Here is a 4065-nt window from a genome sequence, read left to right as displayed (position 1 = left end):
TTTCCTATCTGGGGTCTTTCCCGTTTTTGTACGAAACCCCCGAGGCGCAGGAACTCGAACAGCAGTGGAACCATGCGGTCGATGAAGCGCAGACGTATGCCGCAAAAGGGGAACCGCGCGAAACGCTGGCGGCATTTGACGCGTATCGGACCGTGCGAGAGAAATACGCAGCGATAGGGGTCGTGATGGAACAGGCCTACTGCGTTCAGTTGGAGCATAAAATAGCACTGCATGCACCGCTGCAAGCGATTGAGACCGGCATCCGCCACTACGTCAGAATCTTTGGTATCGATGAGGGGATCCGGTCGGTATGGCACTATCTCAAACTAGAGTACGAGAGCAGCCTGGATCTGGAAACACTCCATCAGGGTTCACTCGAGTCCTGGACCCCGCTGATGCGGATCGACGATATTACGGCTCGTCCGTGATTGCCGTTGATTTGGGGTCGAATACGATCCGTTTTGTCGAATTCGACGGGATAAAATGGGGAAGAAGTTTCGAGAAAATCGTCCGCACGGCCGAAGGGCTGCATGAGACACAGCGCATCGGTTCGCACGCGATAGAACGGATTGTTGCCGCAATAGCCGAAGCGCGCGAACACCTCGATTTTTCATCGCAGGCGGTTGTCGCGTATACGACGGCGGCGATGAGGCTGGCCCTCAATGCGTCCGAGGCGATTGACGCGATTGAGGCGGGTAGCGGCATCCGATTCATCCCCATAGACGCGCAAAAAGAAGCAAGCCTGACCCTTTCGGCGGTCAGATACCGTCTGCATAAGCTGGGGATGAAGGCTGAGCCGTTTATCTTGGCCGATATCGGAGGCGGTTCGACCGAACTGATACGGTACGAAAACGGGCAAAGTTCCGCCATCAGCCTCGATACGGGGATCGTGACCCTCTCTGAACGCGCCGATTCGGACGTTGCTCTGCAAAAAAGGATTGATGACTTCAAAAACGATGTCCGCGCCTCTTTAGACCGCACGGAGGCTGCTTTTGTCCTGACCGCCGGAACTCCGACGACGATAGCGGCGTATCTCAACGGCATGGATTATGAGACCTACGACCCCGAACGGATCAACGGGTATCGTCTTCGATTGGAAGAGTGTTACCGCGTGTATGACGAACTGCTGGCTATGGATGAGGATGATAGGGTGCGTTATGTCGGAGTGGGACGCGAAAACCTCATTATTACAGGTATATTGATGGTCACCGCGCTTTATGAAACGTTGGGATGCGAGGAGGCTATCATCATAGACGACGGCCTGCGAGAGGGAATAGCGCTGGAATATTATACGGCGCAGGATTCAAAATAGTTATAATACGTAATTTGCGGAGTACAATACGATAACACTCTGTAGAAGGGAAGGCGCGTATGCAGAAGCTATTGGACAATCCATTTAATAAGAAGATATTGCCATTTGCGTTACTGGCGCTCGGTACTCTTTTGAGTCTTATGGCTTTTTGGTTCGGAAACGAGCATTTGAAAGAGAAAGAACGTCTTCGCTTTGAAACCGTCACCAAACAGGCAACGTTGCTGGTCAAGACACGGATGGATGCTTACCGCCAAACCTTGTATGCGGGGGCCGGATTGTATGATGCTTCGGCCAATGTTGAGAACGACGAATGGCTGGCGTTTACCAATGCACTTAGAATCAATCAGAATTTCCCCGGTATTCAGGGATTCGGGTTTACTCGTGTCGTGGATTCGGACGGGAAACTTGGATTGCGTACGGCGATCGTGTATTTGGAACCGTTGGATGAACGCAACCTGCGTGCCATCGGCTATGACATGTATTCTGAAAAAGTACGTCGTGAAGCGATGACCCGGGCCGTTGTGACAGGGCGGGCCGCGGCAAGCGGCAAAGTACGTCTGATTCAGGAAAACACGATCGATGAACAGGCCGGTTTTTTGATATATGTTCCGGTCTATCGCAAAGGGATGGCGCTGGAGACGAAAGCGCAGCGCATGGCTGCGATCAGGGGATTCGTTTATGCTCCGTTCAGGATAAATGACCTTATGAGAGCCGTATTCGGGGATCATTACGATGATTTGGCATTTGAAATATACGACGGCGATACGACGGAGCCGAATCTGTTGCTTTCACGAAATTTTTCGGCTGCCGGCGCACACGCGATGATGGTTGAAAAACGGATTGATGTCGGCGGAAGGACATGGACGCTTCGTTTCAAACCGCTGCACGGCTTTACAAAGGAAGCGGAGACGAGTTTTCCTTGGTTGGTTCTTTTGCTTGGGATGTTGCTCACCTTTGCCATCTTTGAGGTGGTGCGCTCATTGCTTCGGACAAAAGAGCAGGCGCAGCGATTGGCGGAAAAAATGACCGAAAAGCTTTCCGCTTCCGAAGAATGGCTTCGTTTTGCCTTGGAAGGGACAGGGGACGGCATTTGGGACTGGAATGTAGTGACAAACAAGGTCTTTTTTTCCAAACGCTGGAAAGAGATGCTGGGATTTTCTGAAGACGAAATCAAAGGAAGCCTCAAAGAGTGGGAAGAACGTGTCCATCCGGATGATATCGCCAAGGTTCTTCGAGACGTACAAGACCATTTGGACGGCAAAACCGAGATGTATACCAATGAGCACAGAGTCCGCTGCAAAGACGGCACCTATAAGTGGATTTTCGACCGGGGAGTCGTTGCGGAGAGGGACAAACACAACCGTCCGATTCGGATGGTAGGGTCTCATACCGACATCAGCGAACCCAAAAGAATCGAAGCAGAACTGATGGTTGCGAAAGAGCGGGCAGAAGCCGCCAACACAGCGCTGAAGCTCAAAAGCGAAGAACTCGAAAAGCTTTCGATGCATGATGGCCTTACGCGTATTCCGAATCGTCGTTATTTTGATGAGATCTATGAAAAAAGGTATAAAGAAGCGCTCCGGGATGCGAAACCGCTTGCGATCATTATGGTCGATGTTGATCATTTCAAAAATTTCAATGACCATTACGGGCATGCGCAAGGCGATGAATGTCTTATCAAAATCGCCGATGCGCTTCAAAAGACTCTCAAGCGTCCTAGCGACTTTGTTGCGCGATACGGCGGAGAAGAGTTTGTCGTTCTTTTGGCAGACATCGATGAAGAAGGGATGAAAACGGTAGCGGAACATCTGGTGGATTCGGTTCGGAAGCTGAACATTCCGCACGCCTTCTCATCCGCCGCGCCGTACGTCACGATAAGCGCCGGCGCGGCATTTTCTCATACGCCGGCCGAGAAGAAAAAAGAGCTGCTTAAACATGCGGATGAAGCGATGTACCGATCCAAAGAGAACGGCAGAGACCGATATACCTGCTACGCGTGAGTAGATGAACCCGGTGTATTTCCATAAATTTGGATGCCGTTTTTCATTTTGGCTATAATAAAACCAAACAAATACGGCGGATAACATTGAAATTAACTAATATTAAAAGCGTCGGTATCCTTCTTCGCCCCTCGACACCGGAGCTTAAAGAGATGTTTTTTGAAGCCAAGCGTATATTTGAATCGCGCGGCATCGAAGTCATCGTTGAGCATGTAAGCGGCGGAATGATCGGCGTCATGGGGCAGCCGTTCGAGATGATGTGCAAAAAGGTTGATTTTCTCGTCACCATCGGAGGAGACGGCACATTGATCTCGGCGGTTCGCAGGTCGTATCGTTTTCAGCTTCCCGTATTGGCCATTCACGCGGGCAAACTCGGATTTATGGCGGATCTGGATATCGCCGAACTCGACGATTTCGTTGACCGTATGCTCGAAGGGGAGTTTCGAATCGACGAACGGGCAATGCTGCAGGCGACGATCACGACGCGTGACGGAGACAGTCACGTCGTTGCGTTTAACGACATCGTTTTGACCCGCCCCTCGATTTCAAAAATGATCCGATTGGAAACATTCGTCGACGGTCGGAGTTTCAACACCTATTACGGAGACGGTGTCGTTGTCTCTACGCCGACGGGTTCGACCGCCTATAACCTCTCCGCAGGCGGCCCGGTATTGTTTCCCCTGACGCAGGTGTTTGCCCTGACGCCGATTTGCCCCCATTCGCTGACGCAGCGCCCCGTTATTTTGCCGGGGC

Annotated in this window: 4 protein-coding genes; all 4 read left to right on the top strand. The window is 51.5% G+C overall.

Annotation, left to right across the window (positions count from 1 at the left end; genetic code table 11):
* Nucleotides 1-428, top strand: a 428-nt coding sequence (locus JU82_RS11835) for a hypothetical protein (protein ID WP_294892282.1), incomplete at its 5' end; no start/stop codon positions are given.
* Nucleotides 425-1312 carry a hypothetical protein gene (locus JU82_RS05640; RefSeq protein ID WP_037947770.1) on the top strand — a complete coding sequence of 296 codons (888 nt, stop codon included), beginning with the start codon at nt 425-427 and terminating at the stop codon, nt 1310-1312. The genes JU82_RS11835 and JU82_RS05640, both read left to right, overlap by 4 nt.
* A 98-nt stretch (nt 1313-1410) precedes the next feature.
* Nucleotides 1411-3312: a diguanylate cyclase gene (locus JU82_RS05635; RefSeq protein ID WP_294892279.1), complete on the top strand. Its 1902-nt coding sequence runs from the start codon at nt 1411-1413 to the stop codon at nt 3310-3312.
* An 86-nt stretch (nt 3313-3398) separates the two neighbouring features.
* Nucleotides 3399-4065, top strand: a 667-nt coding sequence (locus tag JU82_RS05630) for an NAD(+)/NADH kinase (RefSeq protein WP_037947767.1), incomplete at its 3' end; no start/stop codon positions are given.

Source organism: Sulfuricurvum sp. MLSB, assembly GCF_000747095.1.
Classification (GTDB): domain Bacteria; phylum Campylobacterota; class Campylobacteria; order Campylobacterales; family Sulfurimonadaceae; genus Sulfuricurvum.
This window is presented reverse-complemented; position numbering and strand designations above follow the sequence as displayed.